Annotated in this window: 19 protein-coding genes and 1 riboswitch; of the genes, 4 read left to right on the top strand and 15 right to left on the bottom strand. The window is 47.0% G+C overall.

Going from position 1 to position 20,834, the window contains the following annotated elements; genetic code table 11:
• Positions 1–10: 10 nt before the first annotated feature.
• Together MHH52_RS06240 and MHH52_RS06235 are read right to left on the bottom strand one after the other, a co-directional pair.
• A complete protein-coding gene (locus MHH52_RS06240; protein ID WP_313637616.1) occupies positions 11–565 on the bottom strand; it encodes a biotin transporter BioY in 555 nt (184 codons plus the stop codon).
• A 173-nt stretch (positions 566–738) separates the two neighbouring features.
• A complete protein-coding gene (locus tag MHH52_RS06235; RefSeq protein ID WP_340007336.1) occupies positions 739–1,452 on the bottom strand; it encodes a queuosine precursor transporter in 714 nt (237 codons plus the stop codon).
• Between the two features lie 10 nt (positions 1,453–1,462).
• Positions 1,463–1,508, bottom strand: a riboswitch (PreQ1 riboswitch).
• A 355-nt stretch (positions 1,509–1,863) separates the two neighbouring features.
• Between MHH52_RS06235 and MHH52_RS06230 the strand changes: the two genes are divergently transcribed.
• On the top strand, positions 1,864–3,552 hold the full coding sequence (locus tag MHH52_RS06230) for a methyl-accepting chemotaxis protein (RefSeq protein ID WP_340007335.1): 1,689 nt from the start codon (positions 1,864–1,866) through the stop codon (positions 3,550–3,552).
• A 496-nt stretch (positions 3,553–4,048) separates the two neighbouring features.
• Here MHH52_RS06230 and MHH52_RS06225 read toward each other — a convergent pair whose 3' ends face one another.
• The 11 genes from MHH52_RS06225 to MHH52_RS06175 all read right to left on the bottom strand — a co-directional run bounded on the left by MHH52_RS06225 (position 4,049) and on the right by MHH52_RS06175 (position 14,765).
• Positions 4,049–4,375 (bottom strand): YnfA family protein, encoded by a 327-nt coding sequence (locus MHH52_RS06225; RefSeq protein WP_313637610.1) that lies wholly within the window; start codon positions 4,373–4,375, stop codon positions 4,049–4,051.
• Positions 4,376–4,520: 145 nt separating this feature from the next.
• The gene (gene cobS, locus MHH52_RS06220; protein ID WP_340007333.1) at positions 4,521–5,336 is read right to left on the bottom strand and encodes an adenosylcobinamide-GDP ribazoletransferase; all 816 of its coding nucleotides are present in this window, start codon (positions 5,334–5,336) and stop codon (positions 4,521–4,523) included.
• Positions 5,333–5,881 carry a bifunctional adenosylcobinamide kinase/adenosylcobinamide-phosphate guanylyltransferase gene (cobU, locus tag MHH52_RS06215; RefSeq protein WP_313637604.1) on the bottom strand — a complete coding sequence of 183 codons (549 nt, stop codon included), beginning with the start codon at positions 5,879–5,881 and terminating at the stop codon, positions 5,333–5,335. Before cobU ends, cobS begins: the two co-directional genes overlap by 4 nt.
• Positions 5,878–6,939 carry a nicotinate-nucleotide--dimethylbenzimidazole phosphoribosyltransferase gene (gene cobT, locus MHH52_RS06210; RefSeq protein ID WP_340007331.1) on the bottom strand — a complete coding sequence of 354 codons (1,062 nt, stop codon included), beginning with the start codon at positions 6,937–6,939 and terminating at the stop codon, positions 5,878–5,880. The genes cobU and cobT overlap by 4 nt, the downstream gene beginning before the upstream one ends.
• 92 nt (positions 6,940–7,031) lie before the next feature.
• Positions 7,032–8,195 (bottom strand): aminotransferase class I/II-fold pyridoxal phosphate-dependent enzyme, encoded by a 1,164-nt coding sequence (locus MHH52_RS06205; protein WP_340007330.1) that lies wholly within the window; start codon positions 8,193–8,195, stop codon positions 7,032–7,034.
• Positions 8,185–9,120, bottom strand: a complete 936-nt coding sequence (locus tag MHH52_RS06200) for a D-alanine--D-alanine ligase (protein WP_340007329.1) — start codon at positions 9,118–9,120, stop codon at positions 8,185–8,187. The genes MHH52_RS06205 and MHH52_RS06200 overlap by 11 nt, the downstream gene beginning before the upstream one ends.
• A gap of 13 nt (positions 9,121–9,133) precedes the next feature.
• On the bottom strand, positions 9,134–10,585 hold the full coding sequence (locus MHH52_RS06195) for a PLP-dependent aminotransferase family protein (protein WP_340007327.1): 1,452 nt from the start codon (positions 10,583–10,585) through the stop codon (positions 9,134–9,136).
• A 260-nt stretch (positions 10,586–10,845) separates the two neighbouring features.
• On the bottom strand, positions 10,846–11,619 hold the full coding sequence (locus MHH52_RS06190; RefSeq protein ID WP_340007325.1) for a histidine phosphatase family protein: 774 nt from the start codon (positions 11,617–11,619) through the stop codon (positions 10,846–10,848).
• Entirely contained in the window at positions 11,598–12,557 is a 960-nt protein-coding gene (gene cbiB, locus MHH52_RS06185; RefSeq protein WP_340007323.1) for an adenosylcobinamide-phosphate synthase CbiB, read from the bottom strand. Before cbiB ends, MHH52_RS06190 begins: the two co-directional genes overlap by 22 nt.
• A gap of 49 nt (positions 12,558–12,606) precedes the next feature.
• Positions 12,607–13,344 carry an adenosylcobinamide amidohydrolase gene (locus tag MHH52_RS06180; protein ID WP_340007321.1) on the bottom strand — a complete coding sequence of 246 codons (738 nt, stop codon included), beginning with the start codon at positions 13,342–13,344 and terminating at the stop codon, positions 12,607–12,609.
• Positions 13,345–13,676: 332 nt separating this feature from the next.
• Positions 13,677–14,765 (bottom strand): threonine-phosphate decarboxylase, encoded by a 1,089-nt coding sequence (locus MHH52_RS06175; RefSeq protein WP_340007319.1) that lies wholly within the window; start codon positions 14,763–14,765, stop codon positions 13,677–13,679.
• Between the two features lie 225 nt (positions 14,766–14,990).
• Here MHH52_RS06175 and MHH52_RS06170 point away from each other — a divergent pair, with 225 nt between their 5' ends.
• Positions 14,991–15,992 carry a lipoate--protein ligase gene (locus MHH52_RS06170; RefSeq protein ID WP_340009515.1) on the top strand — a complete coding sequence of 334 codons (1,002 nt, stop codon included), beginning with the start codon at positions 14,991–14,993 and terminating at the stop codon, positions 15,990–15,992.
• Positions 15,993–16,076: 84 nt separating this feature from the next.
• Here the strand turns inward: MHH52_RS06170 and MHH52_RS06165 are convergent, their stop codons facing one another.
• Complete coding sequence (locus MHH52_RS06165) at positions 16,077–16,790, bottom strand: metal-dependent hydrolase (RefSeq protein ID WP_313637580.1); 714 nt, start codon at positions 16,788–16,790, stop codon at positions 16,077–16,079.
• Positions 16,791–17,019: 229 nt separating this feature from the next.
• Here MHH52_RS06165 and MHH52_RS06160 point away from each other — a divergent pair, with 229 nt between their 5' ends.
• On the top strand, positions 17,020–17,967 hold the full coding sequence (locus MHH52_RS06160) for a DMT family transporter (protein ID WP_340007317.1): 948 nt from the start codon (positions 17,020–17,022) through the stop codon (positions 17,965–17,967).
• 12 nt (positions 17,968–17,979) lie between these two features.
• Complete coding sequence (locus MHH52_RS06155) at positions 17,980–18,783, top strand: Cof-type HAD-IIB family hydrolase (RefSeq protein WP_313637576.1); 804 nt, start codon at positions 17,980–17,982, stop codon at positions 18,781–18,783.
• Between the two features lie 282 nt (positions 18,784–19,065).
• Here MHH52_RS06155 and MHH52_RS06150 read toward each other — a convergent pair whose 3' ends face one another.
• On the bottom strand, positions 19,066–20,826 hold the full coding sequence (locus MHH52_RS06150; RefSeq protein WP_340007316.1) for an ABC transporter ATP-binding protein: 1,761 nt from the start codon (positions 20,824–20,826) through the stop codon (positions 19,066–19,068).
• Positions 20,827–20,834: the final 8 nt, after the last annotated feature.

Genomic DNA, 20,834 nt, shown 5'->3' with positions numbered 1-20,834 from the left:
ATTTCTGTGACTACCGATTATGTACACTCTCTTCGATCGGACTGATAGCTTTTAGTTGAAGAGCAATAAAGGCAGCAATGATAGCTTTTATACAATCTCCCGGTAAAAATACAATCGCCCCCACAAGTCCGGCCCAGACTGAGGTGTGCGTGATAAGGGCCATCACAGGCGCTCCTATTAAACTAACCAGAACAACCCCAAAAACAAAGTTAATAGCGATAATCTTCCAGATTTTTAACGAAGACCATACCTTTTCTGTGGCATAACCGATGCAAAATGCGGCAACTGGCATGCTAAAAACATATCCTGCAGAAGGACCCACCAATGCTGATAGACCTCCGCGTCCACCTGACAATAACGGTAAACCTAAAGCGACTAATACGATAAATAAAATCAAACTAAGTGCCCCCGTCTTCTTTCCTAAAAAGCAGCCGGCTAACATGACACCTAAGGTCTGTGCAGTAATCGGTACTGGAATAAAGCCTAATGGAATAGGTGGTATCATGCCTAATGCCCCTATCAATGCAGCAAATAACGCGGCAAATACCATCTCTTTTGTCTTCATCTTCAACCTCCGAATTGCATAGGGATACTATTAGAATTGCTACGATAGCTTATTTTAGCTTTATATTAATTTTATGTACACATTTTTATGGAACGATCAAGCCCTCTTACGACTGGAAAAATCAAACAGCGCGCATCGATTAATGATCGGTACGCGCTGGCTGTATTGTTGTTTTATTCCTTCTTTTGAGCGGATGATGGTGTTCCATCTTCAGCAAAAGTAAAAGTTCGGGCGATATATAAGATAGGTGTGCCTACTGCGGTTAGTAAGAATTTCGCTAGATACGTTGTAAGCAAAATTTCAAGCCACACACTCCAGTTATACATACCAGTAAATGCAATGGTACAGAAGATTAGTGTATCCACAAAGGAGCTAATCATCGTACTGCCGTTGGAACGAACCCACAACTGACTTGAGGTGCTGTAATATTTGCGAATCCAGGAGTACAACCGAACATCAAGGAACTGACTAATGAAGTAAGCAGTAAGACTACCCAACGCTAATCGAGGCATCAGCCCAAAGATCGTCTCCAAAGAAGACTGAGCGATATCGGTCTCTTGCGGCTTAAATACTAGTACCATCTGCATAATGACTGTCGTCATAAGCAAGGTGAAGAAACCAAACCAAACCGCTTTACGTGCTTCTGCTCTTCCATACTTCTCATTAAGCAAATCGCTGGTCATATACAAAGTGACATACATCGTATTTCCTAGTGTCATCACAATATCAAATGGCATAGCAATCGTCTTAGCTACCTGAATGTTAGCAATTACAGTAGCGATACCCACCCAGGCATACATTCCACTTTTGCCGAACAGGCGGTAACAGAGTAGAAAAAAGGAAAAATTGACAATAACAAATAAAACTCCCCACAACAAATTAAACATATTACTTAAACTCCTCCTAGTTTTGTTTACGCGGGATGGTTACGAACCGCGGATTATATTAAGTTTGGAACAAAACATTAATACTCTATCACACTGTCGCCGAACAATCCATCAAAATAGAGAGTTTACGGATTGGGTATTTATACCAATTTTTTTATTAAAAATAAAAGTGTCAGTAATAATTCATCTTTTTCAGAAAAATATGCTCTATAAAACAAAATTTTCACTATTCATCCAGAGGTTAATTCTATAGAATAGAATCCAACACCTATATTCCCGATCCATTTAGTTGATATATTACATAACTATGGAATATATTGCGAGTTGCCACACTCCAGCAGTTGATAGGGGATTTATGATGCATTCCAAAAATGAAATGGGGACTCGCTGTCCATAAAAAGGGGGAGAAATATGTTTCGTTTCAAGCATTCGATCAGTAGCAGATTCACGCGTTTATTGTTTTTAGTTCTATTACTCACGTCTCTTTTGTTAAGTATCAGCTTCTACTTTATCTCCATCAATATCTTCAACAGCTATGTCATGCCACAAATAAACCAAATTCTAACTGCTGCTTCTCAGGACGTATATAAGAATATTAACGTAATGCATGCTCAGCAAGCACTAAAGAAGAGCGAACAAGCAGCCACTAATCTTGAATTCTATTTTCAGGATAAGAGGAAACAGCATGGGGTTGAGACTATTTTTCTGCTCAATCTAAAAGGGAAAGAAGCTGAGGTACTAACCGCAGATCATGATGCAAAATTGCAGCGGGCGGAAATTGTCAAGGTATCGTCTGCAATGCAACAAGCTTCTAAAGGAAAAAGCAGCCTAAGCGATATATACAGGGACGCACATGGCATACATAAGACAGCTTATCTCGGTATTCCCGGAAGTACGATGGTTATCGGAATAAGCAGTGACGTAAGCTTTATTCAAGAAAAACAAAACAGCATTCTGTGGACCAGTGCTGGAATTACACTGCTAACGCTGATCATAGGCCTAACTAGTGCTTGGTTTATGAGTTTGCGTATTACACGTCCAATCTCAAAACTTGCAGCTTATAGTGCCCGACTCGCAGAGGGAGATTTCACAGAGGAATTAACGATTAAAGGCAGTGATGAAGTAGCCCAACTGTCGAAAAGCTTCCAAGCGATGACCCTACGCCTAAAAGAAATGATCGGACATGTACTGGTAACCTCAAATACTGTGGTCGCTGATTCCAACTCCTTAAGGGAACGTGTAGAGGTCTTAAATGAAATGGCAGACCACTCTAGCTCATCTGTTGTAGAAATCGGCAAGGGTAGTACGACCATCGCCAGCAGCGCTCTTGATAACTCGAAAGCTATGGAAGAAATCAATTTAGGCATTCAGCATATAGCCTCAGCAGCAAATGAAGTCACAGAGCAGATCAGTGAAGCTTCCGCTGAGGCTAGCGGTGGTAATGAGATTGCTCAAAGTGCCGTTCTGCAAATGCGCCAGGTTGAACGTGCCTCCCTGCAGTCACTGGATCAATTACAAATTATGAACGAACGTTCAGTAATGATCGGAGAAGTCGTTCATAGTATTACTGAAATTACGAAACAAATCCAAATGCTGTCGCTGAATGCATCGATCGAAGCAGCTCGCGCAGGAGAACATGGACGCGGCTTTGCTGTTGTTGCAGGAGAAGTACGCAGACTATCCGAACAATCTCGTAATGCGAATGAGCAGATCCGCGACTTCTTGCTCGGTCTTCAGGAAGATATGAATCGTTCCGTTACCGAGATGAACCACGTGAATTCTGAGGTAGCCTCCGGTGTTGGCAAGGTGGCAGAAGCGGGCGATGCCTTTAATCACCTGCTGATTCTTATCCAGAGCATCAATCAGAATATTCAATCTGTATCTGCGGCTACCCAGCAAATTTCAGCTAGTACAGAAGAGGTCAGCGCTTCCGTGGAGGAAACCGCACAAATCACTTCAAGGTCCCAAGAAAGTTCGGATACACTATCCGAGAACTCAGATCGCCAGCGTACTGAACTTGAAGGACATTCAGAAACCGTGCAACATCTATATGAGCAAGCTAAGAAGCTTCAGGAAGCTGTGCAACAATTTAAGATCTAAAGATGTGTAATCAAAAAAGCCACCGTTCACACGAAAGTGAGGAGCGGTGGCTTTTTGAATTAGGCACTGCATAGTGCCTATGTATGGTCGTTACATTGGCATAACACTGATGAAGTCCGCCATGTTGATGGCATGCGCAGTTCTCTCTCAGAGTCCGCGCTTCGGTGTTGGCTTGCGCGGTTCTCTTGCTTAGAGTCCGCGCTTCGGTGCGATTTCGGACTCAGATGCCGCTATTACTGGAAAAACTGCCATTTTGGAGCTTTTTCGGACCTAAGAGCTATTGTCTGATAATCAGGTCAAATTAAGTCTGTTTTGTGCTAATAGCGACTCTGGAGTCCGAAAACGATCCAAAATGCCCCTAATATCGCAAATAAGGTCACCTGAGTCCGAAATCTAGTTCACGCTTGAGAAAGTTTGGTAACTCAGACTACATCAATAGATAAATCACGAAGACCTTTGGAACTCAGTCTTCAGAGCAAAGTAAACCTCGATAATCTTAGTGTCTCGGCGCCCAAAGAATGACCGAAACTCCGATCACACAAATAACAGCACCGACCCAGTCATATACGTCGGGTGTCTTCTTGTCTACAAGCCAGCCCCATAACACAGCGAGCACGATAAACACTCCGCCGTAGGCTGCATACACTCTTCCGAAGGACGGAAACTTCTGCAACGTAGGGATAATGCCATAGCAAATCAGAATCAAAGAACCTACCAAACCGTACCAGAGAGGTCGTGATTCTCTTAGCCATAACCATACTAAATATCCGCCTCCGATCTCAGCAAGGCCGGCAATTATAAATAGCAGAATGGCAGCAACCATGTCATCCCTCTTCTCTATCTATCTCGAAAAAAACAAATGTTATTCGCAGCAAATGGTATAACGTCATCTAGGTCCGCAAGCTTCAGTAGATGATCGAGCCAGATTGAAGTAAGCTAGCTACTAAAACGTCACCCACAGGAGCCACTCACATGAAATTGTGCTGGAGCAGTACTAACACGAGTAGCAGCACAGCCTCTAGCAGCTCGTTCAGCGCGCCGTACACATCGCCGGTGAGCCCGCCGAGCCGGCTGCTAATCCGCCGCGCAGCCACGGTGCCGCTGGCCAAGGCCGCAGCCGGCAGCAATAACGCTGCCGCCAGATGCAGCGGCCACGCGGCTAAGCCCGCGCCGAGCGCCAGAGGCGCAGCGGCTGCGGCTAGCGAGAGCAGTGCGGCTATCGCCAGCGCGCGCCGCTCATGCGAGGGAGCGAGGCCGGCGAAGCTCGCGGCCAGCCCCTCGTTCCCTCGAGCAATGGGATAACGCACCATTGCCCGCACCATGTACCAGCGGCTCCAGATCGCTGGTAGCAAGAGCAGTGGCAGCTCGTAGTAGGCGTAGCCTTCGATTAGCGCTGCCACTAAAGAGGCCTTTAACAGCAAGAGCAGCACGCAGGCGAGTACACCCATCGCACCCACACGGCTGTCCTTCATAATCTCTAGTATTCGCTCCCTCGGTCGGTAGCTTAGCAGACCATCCGCGCTGTCCATCCAGCCATCGAGATGCAGGCCGCCAGTAAGGCCTACCCACAGAATGAGGGTAATAACAGCTGCTGGCCATGCCGGAAGAATAAGACCAGTCAAGGCTGCTCCAGCAGCTACACACAGTCCGATAGCTGCGCCCACCACGGGATAGAACTGCACACTTCGGCGCAGGAGCTCAGGAGAAAATCCGGGATCACTCTTTACAGGAAACCGAGACAAAAACTGAAAGGCAGCCGCGGCAGCATTCCTGCGCTCCCTCATAGACGATACTCCCTGCTCTTGAGTTCAATTGGAATGCCAGCAGTCACTAGAAAAACCTGCTCACATTGCCGAGCAAGCAGCGCGTTCATACGTCCTGCCAGATCACGGTACAATCGGCCAAGCGCATACTCCGGAACAATACCGTCTCCAACCTCATTAGTGACCAGAATGAGGTTCCCTTGAAATGAACGCACACTGTCTTCAAGTCTTGTAATCTCGCTCTCAATCAACTCTTGCCTATCCGTAAATCCTTCCATTGCTAGCAGTACATTAGATAACCACAATGTTAAGCAATCTACGAGGACCGCCTTTTCACCAGATAAACGCTTCAGTAAATCTGGCAAATCATAGGGCTCTTCAAGCGTCTCCCAAGCATATCCGCTTTCCAAACGCTGATGCTGATGCAGAGCAATCCGTTCCTTCATTTCATCGTCAAAAGCCTGTCCGGTTGCTACATAGAAGGCCTGATCTGTCAGTGATTGCATCAGTTTTTCTGCAAAACCACTCTTCCCGCTACGTGCGCCTCCCGTTACAAGAATACTCATTGTTTCCCAGCTCCAGAAAGGCCAGCACTTTCAAAGGTGGCCATTTCGCTCAAAATGCGGCATATCGCCTCAATTAAATGAAGAGACAATACGCCCCCAGTTCCCTCTCCCAAACGAAGACCAAGGTTAAACAACGGTTCAAGCCCAAGCTGCTCCAGCATCAGCTTATGTCCCTGTTCTCCTGATAAATGGGAGCCTATCATATAGGCCATGGATTCTGGCGCAAGTGTCTTCGCCACAAGAGCTGCCGCACCCGAAATAAAACCATCCAAAATGACAGGTATCCTGGCAGCGGCTGCTCCAAGAATCAGACCGGTCAAACCGGCGATTTCCAGTCCACCTACTTTGGATAATACATCCAGCGGATCTGCCGGATTCGGTTGATTCACCTTTAAAGCGCGTTCCACAACTGCAATTTTATGTAGTAAACGTTCATCATCAATGCCCGTTCCTCTTCCGACGGCTGCTTCAGGTGCTATTCCTTTTAGAGCACACAGAATGGCAGCACTAGCCGTTGTATTTCCTATGCCCATTTCACCTGTAATAAAAATCTCCGTCCCGTTCTCAATCGCTTCTTGTGCGACTCTTATACCTACAAGCACAGCACTCATCGCTTCCTCATGACTCATCGCAGGTCCCACAGCCATATTATCCGTTCCCCGGCGCACTTTACGATCAATCAGATCTTCATGACTAAGATCGCCGTTAATACCGATATCTACGAACTTTACCTCAGCCCCAGCTTGGCGTGCCAGTACATTCACAGCCGCTCCTCCGCTGAGAAAATTATAGGCCATCTGTATTGTGACTTCCTGTGGAAATGCGCTAACTGCCTCACAGCATACACCGTGATCGGCAGCCATCACAACTACCGTTCGTTTGGTGAAACTAGGCTGCTCCATACCCGAAATTCCAGCGAGCTTAACGGCCAGAGTCTCCAATTGTCCCAAACTGCCCGGTGGTTTGGTTAGAATGTTCAAGCGGTGTTCCGCCTTTAGGAAAGACTGTTCATCAGCCGGTGTGATTCGTTTAATTACTTCTTGAATAGTTGAAATCATATTTTAACCTCCAATTAAATTAATCCGTATAACCTATTCTATCTTATCTACACAGAAAAGCCCCCATCTATGATAGATGGGGACCACTAGAATTACAACTTCACTTTCATAAAGTCTTCGATTCTCTCCAGCGCTTCCGTTAATTTTTGTAAGGATGCTGCATAAGAGCAGCGAATATACCCTTCTCCACCTGCTCCAAACACATGACCCGGAACCGCGGCGACTCCGACCTCCCGAAGCAGCTGCAAAGCGAAATCTTCTGATTTCAGTCCGGTATGAGCGATCGAAGGAAAAGCATAGAACGCTCCATCCGGTTCATGGCAAGGCAATCCGATAGATCGAAATCCACTAACCAGCAGCTTTCTTCGCTCATCGAAGCATTGTTTCATGTGTTCCTTATGCTCCATACCGTTCCGCAGTGATTCAATGGCAGCGATTTGACCTAGTACCGGGGCACACATTGCAGTGTACTGATGGATTTTCAGCATCGCAGCAATTAATTCCTGATTACCGCAAGCATAACCTACTCTCCAGCCAGTCATAGCGAATGCTTTGGAGAAGCCGCTAATGACAATGGTTCGTTCCATCATCCCAGGAAGGGAGGCAATGCTGACATGCTGACTATCATAGGTTAGCTCAGCATAAATTTCATCTGAAATGACAAGTAGGTTATTCTCTTTTACAATCTGTGCAATTGGCAACCAATCTTCGTAAGACATAACTGCTCCTGTAGGATTAGTCGGAAAATTAACCATAAGAATCTTGGAACGAGGGGTGATCACCTTCCGCAACGCTTCAGCAGTAAGCTTAAAACCCTGCTCGGCTGAAGATTCAACCTCTACCGGAACCCCCCCGTTCAAATGGGTAATCGGCGAATACGCGATATAACTCGGAGAAGGGACGATAATCTCATCCCCAGGTGTAATGAAGGCCCTCAAAGCCAAATCCACGGCTTCACTGCTTCCCACCGTAACCATAATCTCGTTAGTTGGCTCATAGTGGAGATTGAAGCTTGTGTGCAGATAAGAAGCGATCTCTTCTCTAAGCTCCAATAAACCGGAATTTGGTGTATACATCGTTTCCCCATTATTCAAGGCACGAATACAGGCAGCTCTTACATGCTCCGGTGTAACAAAATCAGGCTCCCCTACACCAAGCGATATAATATCCTGATTCCCCGTACTTAGGTCAAAAAAAGCCCGAATCCCCGAGGGAGCAATCTCACGTACACGCGGAGTAATCCACTCATTTAACATGGCTGAACACCTCTTCCTTCGGATTCTTTTCCGTTAAGGAAAGGGAAATGATCTCGTCCAACAGTCCGCTGAAGGTGTAACCTGCTGCTTGCGCGCTTTTTGGTAAAAGACTCGCCTTCGTCATGCCCGGTAGCGTGTTCACCTCCAGCACATATGGAATGCCATCCCTGATGAGCATATCCACCCGTGCATACACACTGCATTTTAGTGCTTTGTAGCAAGTTAAGGCTGCATCACGCACGCGCTCATATTCCTCAGCTGGCAGTTCAATGACCCGTTCGTCTGCCCCGCCATCTTCGTACTTAGCGCTGTAATCGAACCACTCCGCATGTGCCGAGGTAATCCCCAGAATAGGTAGCATCTCTCCATTTAGAATGGAGCATGTGATTTCCTGGCCTTGAATGTAGCTCTCGATCAAAATCGACTGATCACAGGCAAAAGCTTTCTGTACTGCGCTCAGCAATTCCTCGCTACTGCTCACCTTCTCCATTCCGATACTTGAACCGCCTGAACACGGCTTCACCATAACAGGATATCCGATCCGTTCTACCGCTTCTGCCGAATAATCCTTCATACTATCCCAGCACAGCCAATCTGCCGTATTGACGCCTGAGCAGCGCATAAGCTTTTTGGAGAGATCTTTATCCATGCAAATGCTGCTAGACAAAACCCCACTACCCGTATACGGAATTCCCATCGTCTCCAGCGTTCCCTGAACCGTGCCGTCCTCGCCGTAAGCTCCATGAAGCGCAAGCAGCGCGATATCAATACCTTTTGCCTGCTCAATAAGCTCTTCACGCTTCGTGATCACTATTGGAGTAACTTCATATTTATTTGGATCTAGATTCTTCAAAATTTCTCTACCACTATTCATGGAAACCTCATACTCTGAGGACACCCCGCCCATAATTACGCCTACCTTCATCTCAAGCACCTCTTTATCCCATTAGTTGTCGTGCTGTTCTACCAATAATCTCGATCCCCTTGCGGATATCCTCATCCGTCACTCTGGAGAAACCGATCCGTATCGTATTTTGACCCTTACCGTCTGTGAAGAATATATCTCCTGCTGTAAAAATAACCCCTTGCTCATGACAGGCCGCCAACAGCGTCCTTGTATTAAAGCCCTCCGCGAAAGTTACAAAAAGATGCAATCCACCATCCCCTGACAGCGCCGTATAGGGAATAAACTCCTTACAGCATTGCAGGGTTAATTCATATTTGCGTTTATATTCTGCTCTAGCTTTTTTCAAATACTTCTCTAAATGGCCACCCAATAAATACTGATACAAAATGGATTGATCCAGCGTCGAGGTATGAATAGTACGGGCGCGCTTGACGCTTTCGAGGGAATAGATCAACTCCTGATCCGCCAGCACCCAACCTACGCGTAGTCCCGGAAATAATACCTTTGAGAAACTACCGAGATAGATCACACTGTTGCCGCTACCCGCCGCTGCGATTAGTGGAGCCACATGTGAGCCCGAATATCGTAATTCCTCGTTAAAACCATCCTCGATCACCGGTATTTGGTACCGATTCATTAGCTTCATTAACCCCTGTCTTTTTTCGGGGGACATTACAATGCCGGTCGGATTATGATAAGAAGGGACCAAGTATGCACAGTCAAAAGCTTGCTGCTGCAATGCTTTTTCCAGCTCACCTAGATCAATCCCATCACGCTCCATAGGAATTCCGGTGATCTCAAAGCCGTTCAGCTTCAGATTTTTGATCGCCGTATGATGCGTCGGATTCTCACAAATTACCGAACCATTCTTTTTGCTAAGTGCAGACAATACAATATCGAATCCCTCTGTAAAGCCATTGGTGATTAATATATCTTTGCCTTTCATTTCAACGCCCTTGTGCTCCATATACTGCTTCAAATAGTCTATTAAAGGCTTATACCCTTTGGCATATCCATAATTTAGTAAGACGTTGCCTTCCACCGACATACGATCCATAAAGGAGCGTTTCACATTATCTAAATCAAAAAGACTTTCATCGGGTGCGATGCTCGTGAAGGAGATCGTTCCCTTCTCCGCTCGTATGCCGCGCTTCATGATATCCAGATCCTCCGCCAGCCGCGCATGATCGTTGATACGCGTCTTCCAGTCCATCGTCCAGGAAGAGATTGTTTCACTGCCGGGAGGTGTAGGCGCAACATAACTGCCTTGCCCCTGCACGGCATAAGCAAACCCATCATCCTCAAGACCTGCATAAGCAGAGATCACTGAGTTGCGGCTAACCTTAAGTAGTGTGCTGAGCTCTCTTGTGGAGGGCAGCTTTTGGTTGCCTTGCAGACCGCCTTTTATAATCAAGTGCTTCATATAGTCTTTAATTTGTATATACACCGGCCGTCCGGCTATGAGCTTAAAATCCTTAAACATCTCTCAATCGCCCCCATAGCTATCATGGCATAATCAGGCGCTAAAAAAAAGAACCACAGCCAAGGGATTTTACTCCGGCTGTGGTTCTATGAGAGGACAGACTAACAAATTTGATTATTTTCATTCTATGAATGGGAAACGGTTAGGCAAGAATGATCTATGCGTCGGTCATAGTTTCCCCTTCTCCAGCAAGGGTCTCAAAACTGTGCATCTCCCTTCCACTTGTCAAATGCTCAATCCTACTTTCTTAGCCTACTACTTTATATTCCTAGAACATCAGACGTAGTAGCCGACCATTGCCTATTTTGCCAGCGTAGTTTAAGTACCATTGCTGTTCCTGGAGAAGGTGCAACTGCATTGTAGAATGTGACATCTGGAACCACCTGCGCAAGTAAATTCCTGATTACACCGCCATGTGTCACCACCAATGCCCTGTTTGTTATAACCTCACCTTTATTCTTCATGACCGCACAATGTCCAATTGCAGTCTCAGCCGCTTGTCCCAGATCTAACAGGAAGCTACGCAGGCGTTCATCGAATTGCGTCCAAGATTCTCCTTCTGGTGGTGTAATCTTGGAAGGATCATCAATCCAGCTTCTATACAACGAGTTATCCTTCAACTGCTCATACGTGCATCCATCCCAAGCTCCGAAATTCATTTCGCGGAGGCGCTGATCGTAGACAGTTACCTTCTCTAGCGAAGGTGCCATATAAGCCAAGGTCTCCCGACATCTAAGCAAATCGCTGCAAAACACACGCCAGAAACCATCCGATACCTCAGCCCGACGAGTTTCGTAGTTTTCACAACCTTGTTTACCAACCTCTTGCTTATCATTTTCCGATTTTTCAAACATCCGTCCAAGCTGCTGAAGCTTAGAAAGCTGCTCTTCTACACTAGGAAGCAGTGGAAGATCCGTATGTCCTAAGTAGCGATGCTCAACATTCCACTTTGTCTGCCCATGGCGGACAAGCACTAATTCGATTTCTACAGGGAAAATCGCCATATCTAGCCTCAGCCCCCAATCCAAATCCATGCAACAACTGCGCAAAGACCTACAAATATTGAAGAGCACAGCATCATCATCCGCGAGGTCTGAATGATATCGTCCGGCTTCATCGTTCGTACTGGGTCGCCCATATAAGCTCGGAAAGATGCGACGCCAAGATATACGTTCTCCCCCCCGAGCCGGATGCCAAGTGCGCCTGCAACGGCTGATTCAGGATAGCCGCTATTAGGGCTTGGATGAAGTCGCGCATCCCGCTTCACCATTTGCAGGCATCTACGCCAATCCAGATGAAGCAGCCATGCACATAGAGCCAAAAGCAGTGCCGTTATCCGCGCTGGAATGAAGTTGGCGACATCATCGAGCCGAGCGGATGCCCAGCCGAGATCACGATATTTATCGTTCTTATATCCGACCATGGAATCAAGCGTATTGACCGCCCGATAAGCCATAGCAAGCGGCGCACCGCCGATCAGCGCGTAAAATAGCGGAGAAATAATCGCATCGACGATGTTCTCTGCAACGGTCTCCACCGTGCCACGCACAATTTCCGTGCTATCTAGTGAGGTCGTATCACGCCCCACAATCATCCCCAGCGCCTTGCGTGCGGCAGGAATATCGCCTTTACGGAGTTCCACGTAAACTGCCATACCTGCATCCTTCAGCCCCTTAGAGGCAATTGTAGTCGAAATCAACCAAGCCTCGGCTATCCAGACGAGCCAAGGTGAGATGAACGACAGCAGCCATAACAGGATGGCTGTCAGTGCCCAAACACCACCCGCAACACATAGCGGCAGTAACACTCCGGCTCTCCGCAGGCTTTGCGGGCGGGACCATAACCGACGGATCACCCGCTCGAGAGCAGTGATCGCTTTGCCCATACCGATTACGGGATGGGGCAGGCTACGCGGGTCACCTACGATCCGGTCAATCACATAAGCAGCAAGCAGTACTAAAGCAATTGTCACAGGCGATCACCTCTGAACAATCTCCAGCATTTCCAGATATCCGTTCTCATTAGTTGTCCTTCCTTGCCTGCACCGATAGCAAACTTCCCGTCACAGCGCCGTATACAAGGCGGCCGATAGCGCCTCCCAGATCGGTAGCTGTTCCTGCGTAGACATGCTCTGCGCTGTATCGCCCGCTTTGGCTCACAGCGAGTACTATAGCATCCGTAGTTGTTCCGGTTGCGATCAGGCCATTCTCGGGATCGGTAATCCCGAGATCTGCCAGGGCAGCAGCTTTGGCTTCGACAGCTGTCTGCACAGCATTGACCATGGCCGCGGGTGTCAGACGGCCATCAATACCGAGCATAATGTTAATCGTACCCGGTCGATAAACAGCTAGCACATTGCGTTCCACACCCGCGCGCGCAGCATTTCCTGCGGCGGCAGTAACGCAAACAAATATCCCAGCTGAGCCAGTGTCTTCTTCAGCTACCGCTGCATGCTCTAGCGGTACAGCCGTCATCAGACCCGCACAGCTGGATAATGGATAACCCCAATCGCGCAGCTTATTCTCCATATCTTGGACAGGATCACTACATTCATAATTGCGGTCAACATATAAATTGACAGCTCGCTGCAGCCGATTCATTCCTCCACCATAAAATGCACTCGATAAACCATCTGCTTCAGCAGGCAGCTCTAGTAACAGATGGTTTCCCTTCCACTTCAGCACAAGCCCCGGCCAGACGGCCGAATGGTACTCTCTAATTCCTTCTGCAAGATTAAATGGAATTTTCACTTGCACCATATCCGATCCTGCTCCTTCCTCAGCTCATCTCTTTCATTAAATACTTACAGCCAACTCCGCTTGTCCTGCCTATCCCCTCAACCCATCTACTGCACCTTGTGCAGCAGATTTGGCCAATTACATATGCAAAAACTATTCTGCTGTATTTCGTACAATAGAATGTCACGCAAAGACCTACTTCGCATCATTTTCCAAGTTTATATTGTACAAAGTGCTATAGAATCGAATTTCTGCACTTAGGAGGCGTCCCATAAAAACCGCCTCACCAAACTTAGCCGCTACCCTTAGCATGCGAGCCGGCCCGTAACCCGCAGCCCTCTACGCTGTACAGGTCATTTAGCCGCAAGAATTTCCCCTATTCGCATCAGCAGCCGGGCATTATCCTCATGTCCCTTGACGGCAACCCGGATATGCTCCACCCCAAGACCCGGGTACATCGCGCAGCTGCGCACCAGTATACCGACGTGCCCAAGACGGGTCTGCATCTCAGCCGCACTCCACGGCAAAGGCAGGCCACAGAGCAGAAAGTTCGCTTCGCCCGGCGGCACATCGCAGCCCAGCTGCATAAGGCCTTGCCGCAGCAGCTCCCGCTCCGTGGCGATCAGCTCGCGTGTGCGACGTTCATACTCGTGCCCGCTTCCCAGGCAAGCTTCACCTGCTAGTAGCGCCAAGCCGTTCACGCTCCAAGTGACCTGCTTTGCGGTCATTGCTTTCGCCAGCTCCGGATGCGAAATCGCAAACCCGAGACGCAGTCCTGGAATCGCATAAAACTTCGTCATCGACCGCACCAGAATCGTATGCGGAAACTGATCCAGCTCCGGCAGCAGCGTATTCCGTTCCGCTTCTGGAATAAAATCAATAAAGGCTTCATCCACAGCCAAATAAGTTCCGCAGCTTTCGGACTTCTGCGCTAACCAGCGCAGCTCATCCACAGCATACTGGATTCCATTTGGATTGTTCGGCTGTCCGAGGAACAGCAGCTCAACCTTCTCCAGCAGCTCGGCAATCTCGTCCACTCCAGCTCGGAAGCGCTGCTCCCTTGTCCCCTGAACCGATAATACTTCTGCGCCGAATTGCACAGATAGCTGCCGATACTCGGAGAAACAAGGTTCTACGATGCCAACCTTTTGCGGAGCGATCGCAAGCAGCAACAATGCCATAGATTCTGCTGCTCCATTACCTACGGTCAGCCAACTACTATCTATACCAAGGTTCTCCGCTAGCAGGCTTTTGAAGCGTCGGTGTCCAGGGTCAGGGTAGGCAACCACCGTAGACAATGCTGTTCTAAGTAGCTCCAAGACTGCTGGCGGAGGCCCAAGAGGATTGATGTTGGCACTGTAATCGAGGAATGTACCTCCAGCTTCCTCATAGAGTTCCGAAGCCGTCAGCAAATCACCGCCATGGCCGTATTTTTCAAGCATATATACACTCCCTCTATCAACTTTCTCCTGCATGATATGTATGTCATTGCCACCATTATTGCGTCTTTGCCGGAAATACGTCAATGCTTCTCCAGAGGAATCACACGAATCACTGCTTGCCTCAAACCATCATTAATATCTACGAAGCTATCTCTTTTGTTAAAAAACCTCTTTTGGTTTAAAATGAAAACTGTAATCAATTTTGCTGCAACGGAGGAATTCACTATGCTTTTTATTGATAACACAGGGATTACTGACGCATCCATCAATTTGGCGATTGAGGAATATGCGCTCAAACACTTGCCGATGGACGAGAGTTACCTGCTTTTTTATATTAACAGTCCATCTATCATCATCGGTAAACACCAGAATACGATTGAAGAAATCAATCAGGAATATGTTAAAGAGAATGATATTAAGGTTGTGCGGCGTTTGTCTGGCGGTGGAGCTGTCTATCACGATCTCGGAAACTTGAACTTCAGCTTTATTACCAAAGACGACGGCCAATCCTTCCATAACTTTCTGAAATTCACCCAGCCGGTGATCGACTATTTGCAAAGCATGGGTGTTAACGCAGAGCTTAGCGGACGGAATGATCTTCAAGTCGGCGAACAAAAGATTTCCGGAAACGCTCAATTCTCCACACGCGGACGCATGTTCAGCCATGGTACACTGATGTTCGATCTCAATTTGGATGATGTACAAGCCTCACTGAAAGTAAATCCAGAGAAATTCAAATCCAAAAGCACCAAATCCGTACGTAGTCGCGTAGCTAACATCAAAGAACTACTAGGTACAGACATGACCATTGAAGAGTTCCGCTCCGGCCTGCTGCGTTCGATCTTTGGTATGGAACCATCCGAGGTCCCTCAGTACAAACTTCAGGAAGCAGACTGGGTCAAAATCCACGAAATCTCCAAAGAACACTACCAGAACTGGGACTGGAACTACGGTCTGTCGCCAAAAAGCAACGTCAAACACACGCGAAAATTCCCTGCTGGAATTATTGATATTCGCATGGATATTGAGGATTCCCTCATTAAGGACATCAAAATCTATGGTGACTTCTTCGGGGTTGGTGACGTAGTTGATGTTGAAAATGCAATTCGTGGCAAACGTTATGATGAGACTGCGGTTAGAGAAGCATTAGCAGATCTGGACTTGAAGCATTATTTCGGACGTATTGAGCCGGAGGACTTTATCGGACTGGTTTTCTTAGAGGAATAGTTATACAACAATAAAGGGGCTTGCTTATCCTATGCGCGATTTGCGTAAAGAATAGACAAGCCCCTCTTTCATATTCACTTTAGTTCAAGGAGAAAGTATAAATACATAGACAACTAGCGCTAGAGTCAGCATGATGCAAATGTTCTCTACGGCTCCACCTTTTTTCGTGCCTGTACTCATTAGTTTTAGGCGCAACTTAAAGGGTATTGGCGGCAGGGGTGTAATTCCCCGTTGGGTAAGAGAGTCTGCCAGTAGATGAAGCGCATACGACATGCCTCCAGCTATCCATAGACTGCCACCATCATTCATACCGGAAGAGGCAAAATACAATAAGGCGCTCCAGCCCGCAACACCATACAAGGTATGTGTCAGGCCACGGTGTGGGACAATCGATGAAACGACGAGCACGCAAGCTGCAATGTAGTTCCATGGATCATAAGCTTCCCCGAAGGCAAAGAGTGCTATGGCGATCAAAATCATGACCAAATGGCGCAGCTTTCGACTAGGTAGGAAAGATACACTCCCGACAAGCAGTGCCAGCACAATATTCCAAGGTCGTTCCACGATTCCGGCAAAATAGAGATAGATCGCCGCGCCTATCAAAGCAATTTGCAGCACTCTTAATAGAAATTCTGGAATCGCCTTGCGCACGAGCAGCGAATTCGGTTCATCAATATCAGGCAGCAAGGAGCTTAATGCTGCGACCGCAATAACTGGAATCGTAATCTCATGTGTCATCAAACTCATTACAGATAGGGTAACCCCAGTGCTGATTATTAAATGGGATCTGCCCATCATGGTGAAACCGCTCCTTTCTAAGATGCGAAAAACAAGAACAAATGTACGGTTATCGAAGTATACCAAGACGCTGTTTTTTTGTCTAGCCTAATCCCCTAAATCCCTTTAAATATAAGCCTTTGAGCGATTTCTATCTTGTCCTCCCCATGAATATACGATACAATTTGGACAACTTGACCTTGTCGTTCTTACAAGAACGGCATCTGCCGAAGAGAGGATGACCTAAGAAGTGAAGCGTTCCCGGATGGCCGATTTTAGTCTGCTACTCGTGGCGATGATGTGGGGATGTACCTTTCTGATTGTTCAAAATGCTGTCAAGGTGCTACCACCGCTCGCGTTTAATTGCATCCGCTTTACGGGTGCTGCCCTGTTGCTGGCTCTAATCACTGTTATTTTTAACCGCAAGGAGTGGAAACAGTTAAGTTTCCGCATGGTACGCGATTCTCTGCTGCTAGGCCTTTTTTTGTTTATGGGCTATGGTTTCCAGACCATGGGACTTCTATATACAACCACCTCCAATACCGGGTTTATTACCGGTCTATCGGTCGTATTGGTTCCCTTTCTATCTCTGGCGCTACTGGGGCATGCCATTTCACGTTACACCTGGTTCAGTGCGGCGCTTGCCGCAGTAGGTCTTTACCTGCTGACCTTCACAGGCTCTGCTTTGTCCCTGAATAAAGGCGATGCTTTGATCCTGCTCTGCGCCATAGCTTTTGCGCTACAAGTCGCATATACTGGCGTTTATGCACCTCATTATCCGGCATTGCCGCTGGCAACCTTGCAGCTCGCCTTCGTTGGACTGTTCAGCATTGTCGCATCGCTTATCTTTGAAGGAGCTGCACCGCTGGCACACAGCGCAGAGCTTATCAAGGACCCGGATGTGCTCTGGGCACTCTTAATCTCTATTGGTCCTACCAGTGCTTTTGCCTTCTGGATTCAAACCGCCTGCCAGAAGTACACTACGCCTTCCCGGGTAGCTATTATTTATGCCACAGAACCCGTATTCGCTGTTCTGACAGGCTTAGCCTTTGGTGGGGAAACACTTGGTATGTCCGCTCTGCTCGGTTGTGTTTGTATTCTGGGAGCTATGCTTATGGCAGAGCTGAGTCCGGAACCGGGTCAGAATCAACATAAGAAGAGTTATTTTTCAAAATTACATTTATTTAGAAAGAGATAAGGAGAGAGACAAATGTACAAATTGATCGCGATTGATATTGATGACACTCTAATTAACGATGACAAGGAAGTAACACCAGCTACCCAAACTGCGCTTGAAGAGGCTGTTGCCGCTGGCGTTGTTGTAACCCTCGCTACAGGCCGAGCTTATGCTTCCGCTCAAGCCATTGCCCGTCAAACCGGACTGAACGTACCTATCATCACTTACCAAGGCGCACTCGTTAAGAATCTGCTCGATGAAAAAGTGCTTTATGAGCGTTACGTGCCACAAGATGCGGTACACAAGCTATTCACTTACTGCGTGGAGCATGATCTGCATTTGCAAACTTACATTGACGACAAGCTGTATGCCCGTGAGGACAATCAAAAAATCAAAGACTATACGGACCTGAACAAAACGCCATACTATATTGAACCAGACTGGGAGAAGCTTGTTCCTCAAAAAACACCAAAAATGCTGATTATCGATGATCCTGCATTCTTGGATGAGCTGGCTCCAATTCTGCGTGAACTGCTCGGCGATTCCGTGCATATTACCAAATCTAAACCACAATTCCTAGAAATCATGCATCATGAAGGAACCAAGGGAATTGCGCTTGAATTCCTAGCCAATCATTTTGGTTGTGATCTCTCCGAGACTATGGCTATGGGTGACTCTTGGAACGACCATGAGATGCTCGAGGCTGCTGGTCTTGGCGTTGCTATGGCTAACGCTATTCCTGCGCTGAAAGAAATTGCTGATTTCGTGACCCTAAGCAACAATGAAGATGGCGTGAAATACGCGATTGATAAATTCATTCTCAATAAAGTGAACTAACTATATCGGCTGAACTTAAGATTATAACAATAAGCTCAGGAGTCACTACGGAGAATATTTGGACTTCCGGCCGCTGTTGTCCCCAGATTTCTTGATTGTTACCGCTCTTCGCGGTGGAAATCCGGGGACAAAGGCGGTCGCTAACGCTCCTACAGTTCCAAAATTCCCCTCCGATCCTTCTTGCTTTTTGTGATTTTTCTTTTATTCAGCTTATATAGATATACTTCCTTAAGCAAAAGGGTGCTGCTACGCCATATTTTATGACGTTGCAGCACCCTTTTGTTATTTCAGTATGCTCGGGACTCCTGTAGAAGCAAGCTCCATTAGCTCTTGCTCACTCCCCACAGCTTCTTCCTCTTCCAGCTGAGAATAGTACAAATCATGATATCTTCCTTCCGCCGCAAGCAGCTCCTCGTGGGTACCACTCTCTACAATTTCACTGTTCTCCATCACTAGAATGACATCAGCGTTCTGAATCGTTGATAGACGGTGAGCGATAACGAGTGTGGTTTTGTCTCCCATTAATTTACGAATCGCTTGCTGCACCAGCTTCTCCGATTCATTATCGAGCGCAGCAGTAGCTTCATCCAGTAGCAAAATTGGAGAGTTCCTAAGAATTGCTCTTGCAATTGATAGTCGCTGGCGTTGTCCACCGGACAGGCGTGAACCCTCCTCACCGATATCTGTATCGAGGCCCTCCGGCAGCTCCATTACAAAATCATATGCGTTCGCTTGTCGCAAAGCTTCCAGAATTTCATGCTCATCTGCATCTGGATTTCCATTCCGAATATTATCACGGATACTTCCCGTATACAGCCCGGACTCTTGCGGTACATAAGCAAAGTGACTTCTAAGCTTAGCTAGACTCATTTCGCTTATCTTCTCATTATTTATAAATACTTCACCCTCATCAGGTTCATATAACCCAAGCAATACCTTAAAAAGTGTGGATTTCCCTCCACCACTCGGTCCCACAATCGCCATTTGAGCCCCTTTGTGAAGCTCTAAGCTGATCTTGTTCAAGCTGTGTTTCTCTGCTCCCGGATAAGAGAAGGACACCGAGGACATGACCATACGCTCAAATTCAGGCTGCTTCATATCTACTTCGGGTAGAGCCTCCACTTCCACAGGACTGTCCAGCACTTCAAAGATCCGTCCCGCCGCCCCAAGTGATTGCTGCATCGAATTGATCAGTCCTGGCAAGGCCGAGAACGGCATCACTAGATAATTCATGAGCTGGATGAAAGCAATCATCGCACCGACCTCAAGGGATCCTTTGGCCACAAAATAACCAGCAACGACCAGCGCCAGAAGAAACGTGAAGTTTCCCAAAAAAGAGGAGAATGAGCCAGTAGCTCCCTCAATTCTTCCCCTTTTTAATTCTTCGGAAGTAATATTCTCACTATGTTCCGTATACTGCTTCATTAGTCTGCGTTCGATACTAAAAGATTTAAACACCATACTACTGCCTAGAATGTCATGCAAAAAGGAAGTAATCTTGCTCATATTATTCTGAATCCTCACACTGTTCTCACGCATCGCTGAACCAAAGATTTTTCCCGTAAGGAACATCAAAGGCCCCATTGCAAAACAGATCAATGCCAGTAGCCAGTTAATATAGAGCAAATAACCAAAAGCCGCGAGGGCAAGCAAAGGGTTACGGATCAGATCAATCATTACCTCGCCGGTAGCATTACCCACAGATTGATTATCATTAGTAAAGCGGGACAACAAATCCCCGGAGTGATTACGGTCAAAATAAGACTGAGGAAGAGCTAAAGCATGTCGCATCATATCTAGCCGTAGCTCATTTCTGATTTTGGCTGAGATTTTATTTTTGAGATATCGATCGATGTAACCGTTGATTGCACTCACTAATAAGTAAATTAATCCGAATATAACCAGCCCTTTAAATGCTTTCACATCGAGTCTAACCGCCGCATCCGTAATTACTGAGAGTAGCCAAGCAATCGTTAAATCTAGAACAATCCCAAATAAAGTCGTAAATAATAAAACCGTATATAAGAGCTTATGCCTTAACATGTATGTAC

The organism is Paenibacillus sp. FSL K6-0276, from assembly GCF_037977235.1.
Lineage (GTDB): Bacteria > Bacillota > Bacilli > Paenibacillales > Paenibacillaceae > Paenibacillus_AQ.
This window is presented reverse-complemented; position numbering and strand designations above follow the sequence as displayed.

What these genes read in the sequence shown, in the direction of transcription:
- MHH52_RS06240 (WP_313637616.1), bottom strand. Translation starts at nt 565, where the DNA reads ATGAAGACAAAAGAGATGGTATTTGCCGCGTTATTTGCTGCATTGATA.
- MHH52_RS06235 (WP_340007336.1), bottom strand. Translation starts at nt 1,452, where the DNA reads ATGTTTAATTTGTTGTGGGGAGTTTTATTTGTTATTGTCAATTTTTCC.
- MHH52_RS06230 (WP_340007335.1), top strand. Translation starts at nt 1,864, where the DNA reads ATGTTTCGTTTCAAGCATTCGATCAGTAGCAGATTCACGCGTTTATTG.
- MHH52_RS06225 (WP_313637610.1), bottom strand. Translation starts at nt 4,375, where the DNA reads ATGGTTGCTGCCATTCTGCTATTTATAATTGCCGGCCTTGCTGAGATC.
- cobS (WP_340007333.1), bottom strand. Translation starts at nt 5,336, where the DNA reads ATGAGGGAGCGCAGGAATGCTGCCGCGGCTGCCTTTCAGTTTTTGTCT.
- cobU (WP_313637604.1), bottom strand. Translation starts at nt 5,881, where the DNA reads ATGAGTATTCTTGTAACGGGAGGCGCACGTAGCGGGAAGAGTGGTTTT.
- cobT (WP_340007331.1), bottom strand. Translation starts at nt 6,939, where the DNA reads ATGATTTCAACTATTCAAGAAGTAATTAAACGAATCACACCGGCTGAT.
- MHH52_RS06205 (WP_340007330.1), bottom strand. Translation starts at nt 8,195, where the DNA reads ATGTTAAATGAGTGGATTACTCCGCGTGTACGTGAGATTGCTCCCTCG.
- MHH52_RS06200 (WP_340007329.1), bottom strand. Translation starts at nt 9,120, where the DNA reads ATGAAGGTAGGCGTAATTATGGGCGGGGTGTCCTCAGAGTATGAGGTT.
- MHH52_RS06195 (WP_340007327.1), bottom strand. Translation starts at nt 10,585, where the DNA reads ATGTTTAAGGATTTTAAGCTCATAGCCGGACGGCCGGTGTATATACAA.
- MHH52_RS06190 (WP_340007325.1), bottom strand. Translation starts at nt 11,619, where the DNA reads ATGGATTTGGATTGGGGGCTGAGGCTAGATATGGCGATTTTCCCTGTA.
- MHH52_RS06180 (WP_340007321.1), bottom strand. Translation starts at nt 13,344, where the DNA reads ATGGTGCAAGTGAAAATTCCATTTAATCTTGCAGAAGGAATTAGAGAG.
- MHH52_RS06175 (WP_340007319.1), bottom strand. Translation starts at nt 14,765, where the DNA reads ATGCTTGAAAAATACGGCCATGGCGGTGATTTGCTGACGGCTTCGGAA.
- MHH52_RS06170 (WP_340009515.1), top strand. Translation starts at nt 14,991, where the DNA reads ATGCTTTTTATTGATAACACAGGGATTACTGACGCATCCATCAATTTG.
- MHH52_RS06165 (WP_313637580.1), bottom strand. Translation starts at nt 16,790, where the DNA reads ATGATGGGCAGATCCCATTTAATAATCAGCACTGGGGTTACCCTATCT.
- MHH52_RS06155 (WP_313637576.1), top strand. Translation starts at nt 17,980, where the DNA reads ATGTACAAATTGATCGCGATTGATATTGATGACACTCTAATTAACGAT.
- MHH52_RS06150 (WP_340007316.1), bottom strand. Translation starts at nt 20,826, where the DNA reads ATGTTAAGGCATAAGCTCTTATATACGGTTTTATTATTTACGACTTTA.